Here is a 3,227-nt window from a genome sequence, read left to right on the forward strand (position 1 = left end):
CCACGCTTTGCACTTTCCAAGTCGAAACATATAGACGTTTCAGTGCACGCCGAAATTAACGCCAACAATCAGCTCACCGCGGCCACCTGGTCCAGACAAACCGCTGCAGACCAACGCGACCTGCTGGAGTCCGCCTAAAGGCCCTCGGGAAGGGGCGGAGGTGGGCCGATCAGTGCTGTCGGGTCACTGCGGCGGTTCGAGCATGGGTCCGCCCGCCACGCCGAGGACGCGCACGACGTCCAGCAGGTGCTCGCGCAGCCGGGTCTTCGCGGTCTCGGCGTCGCCGTCCCTGATCGCCTCGGCGACCCCGCTGTGCTGGTGCGTGATCAGCGGGCGCCGGTCCTGGGTGCGGGCGGTGGCGGTGATCCGCAGCTGCCGGTCGCGCAGCGCGTTGTAGAGGTCGTCGACCACCGGGTTCGCCGCAGCGGCGACCAGCAGGGCGTGGAAGTCGCGGTCCGCCTCGTGCATCTCCGCATCGCTGAGCCCGCGGGCGTCGCAGGCCGGGTGCGTGGTGAGCTCGCGGCCGACCGTGGCCATCGCGTCGAGGCCCTGTGCGGCGAGCTTGTCGATCGCGAAGGTCTCCATGGCCAGCCGGGCTTCCAGGAGTGCACGTGCTTCGGTCGGGGTCACCGGCACCACCAGCGCGCCGCGCTTCGGATACAGCCGCAGGAACCCCTCGGTCTGCAAGCGCAGGAACGCCTCGCGCACGGGTGTGCGCGACATCGTCAGCGCGGTGGCCACTTCGCCTTCGGACAGCAGATGCCCGTCCGGATAGGAGCCGTCGAGCAGACCGGCTTTGACGTGCTGGTAGGCGCGATCGGCGGCCGGTGTTTCCGCGGCGCCCGCTGCGGCCTGGGTGGTATGGGGCACGGGCTCCTGTGGTGTTGCGCTCGACACGAGGACATCGTACTGATCCCAACTTGTATCTAACATGCATACGAGATTTGGGGAGGTGCGTTACCAGTGACGGCCGAGGTGGTCGAAGACCGAACCGAGCGCTCAGCCGCACCAGCCACGGCGCCGCGTGGCGCATGGCTGGTGTGGGGCGTGGGCGCTGCGTGCTACTTCGTGGCGTTGTTCCACCGGGCGAGCCTGGGGGTGGCCGCACCGGACGCGCTGGTGCGCTTCTCCGCGGGGCCTGCGGTGCTGGCCCTGTTCACCGCGCTGCAGCTCGGGGTGTACCTGGTGCTGCAGGTGCCGTCGGGTCTGCTTGCCGACCGTCTCGGGCCGCGTCGAGTGATCACCGGCGGGGTCGTCGCGCTCGCGGTCGGGTCCGCCGTCTTCGCGATCAGCGGCTCGATCGTCGGCGGAATCGCCGGCCGGGTGCTCATCGGCATCGGCGACGCGTTCATGTTCACCAACGTGCTGCGGTTGGCCGCGCAGTGGTTCCCGGCCAACCGCTACGGGCGGATCGCGGCGCTGACCGGGTTGATCGGCGGGCTCGGCCAGGTGGTCTCCACAGTGCCGCTGACTTCGGCGTTGCACGGGCTGGGCTGGTTGACGACGTTCCTCGGTGCTGCGGGTTTGACCGCGGTGCTGGCGGTGGTGGCGGTCGCGGTGATCCGGGATCGGCCGCGTGGCCTGGTCGAGGAGGACGCCGCCAGGCACGAGCGGATCGCAGGCACGTTGCGCGCGGTCGTGGCCCAGCGCGGCACGCGGAACTCGTTCTTCGCGCACTTCGTGCTCATGGGCCAGTTCTTGACGGTGACCACGTTGTGGGGTGCGCCGTGGCTGACCTCGGCGCAGGGCTTTTCCGGCGGTGCGGCCGGACGTCTGCTGTTGCTGTGCGCGGTCGGGTTCATCGTCGGCTCGCTGGTGGCAGGGCAGTGGGTGGCCGGTCGTGATCAGCGCCGTGAGCGGTACACGCTGGCGGTGTCGCTGTTGGTGGCAGTCGCCTGGGCGCTGGTGATCGGGTGGCCCGGTGCGCTGCCGCTGCCGGTGTTGGTGTGCGTGCTGGCCGTGATGGGCTTCTGCGGTGGTGGGGCGATGCTCGCCTTCGACGGCGCGGGATCGGCCAACGCCGCGCATCGCTCGGGCGCTGCCTCCGGCGTGGTGAACATGGGCGGTTTCCTGGCCGCGGTGCTGACCCAGCGGGTAGTCGGCTGGGTGCTGGAGGCGGTCGGATCGCCTGCTGCGACGGCGTACCGCTGGGCATTCGTGCCGGTGCTGGTGTTGTTGCTGTTGGGCGCTGCCGGGCAGTGGGTGTACCGCGGGCGGTTCGGCGCGATCTCCGGGCGTTGAACGCGCTGTCTCTGAGCTCGTTCTGCGTAGGCGGCCGCTCGCCGGGTTGCGGCGGAAGCGGCTGACACCGCTTGCAAAGCCGGCACCAGAGCCGTTCGTAGGTCCCGAGGCGGGCACTGACACCCCTGGGGCCGCCGGTGCCGGATAGGGTCGCTGGATCGGCCGGCATCGTCGCCAGGGGAGGTTTCGTGACCACGACGCTGGAACTGCAGAACTTCGTCGGCGGGGAGCGCGTCGGCACGGTTTCGGGTGCGACGTTGCCGCTGGTCGATCCGAGCTCGGGGGAGGAGTACGGCACGTCCCCGTTGACCCGCTGGACCGACGTCGACGAGGTGATGCGCACCGCCGGCGCGGCCGCGCGGAGCTGGACGCAGACCACACCCGGGCAGCGGCAGCGGATGTTGCTGCGGATCGCGGAGGCCCTCGAGGAGCGGTCCGAGGAACTGGTGGTGGCCGAGTGCCGCAACACCGGCAAACCGTGGGCGGTGGTCCGCGAGCAGGAGTTGCCGCAGGCGATCGACCTGCTGCGGTTCTACGCGGCGGCCGCGCGGGTTCAGGAGGCCGGTGCGGCCGGGGAGTACGAGCCCGGGCACACCTCGTTCGCCAGGCGCGAGCCGATCGGGGTGTGCGCGCAGGTCACGTCGTGGACGCACCCGTTGCTGCTGGCGGTGGCGCGGATCGCTCCCGCGCTTGCTGCGGGTAACACGGTGGTGCTCAAGCCCGCCGAGACCACGCCGGTCAGCGCGTCGCTGCTGGCCGGGATCGCCGGGGAGGTGCTGCCGCCCGGCGTGTTGAACCTGATCTGCGGCGACCGCGACAGCGGCCGGGCGATGGTGGCCCACGAGGCGCCGGGGATGTTCTCGATCACCGGCACGGTCCGCTCCGGCATGGAGGTCGCGGCCTCCGCGGCCGCCGATCTCAAGCGCGCGCACCTGCAGCTGGGCGGCAAGGCCCCGGCGGTGGTGTTCGACGATGCCGATGTCGAG

3 protein-coding genes are annotated in these 3,227 nt (G+C 70.7%); 2 read left to right on the forward strand and 1 reads right to left on the reverse strand.

The window, feature by feature from the left end:
• Positions 1-183: 183 nt before the first annotated feature.
• Entirely contained in the window at positions 184-870 is a 687-nt protein-coding gene (locus IJH84_RS25145; RefSeq protein WP_295149781.1) for a GntR family transcriptional regulator, read from the reverse strand.
• Between the two features lie 93 nt (positions 871-963).
• Here IJH84_RS25145 and IJH84_RS25150 point away from each other — a divergent pair, with 93 nt between their 5' ends.
• Together IJH84_RS25150 and IJH84_RS25155 are read left to right on the forward strand one after the other, a co-directional pair.
• Complete coding sequence (locus IJH84_RS25150) at positions 964-2,241, forward strand: MFS transporter (RefSeq protein ID WP_295149783.1); 1,278 nt, start codon at positions 964-966, stop codon at positions 2,239-2,241.
• Between the two features lie 188 nt (positions 2,242-2,429).
• Positions 2,430-3,227, forward strand: a 798-nt coding sequence (locus IJH84_RS25155; RefSeq protein WP_295149785.1) for an aldehyde dehydrogenase family protein, incomplete at its 3' end; no start/stop codon positions are given.

Origin of the sequence: Saccharopolyspora sp., assembly GCF_017434145.1 — a bacterium.
Lineage (GTDB): Bacteria > Actinomycetota > Actinomycetes > Mycobacteriales > Pseudonocardiaceae > Saccharopolyspora_C > Saccharopolyspora_C galaxeae.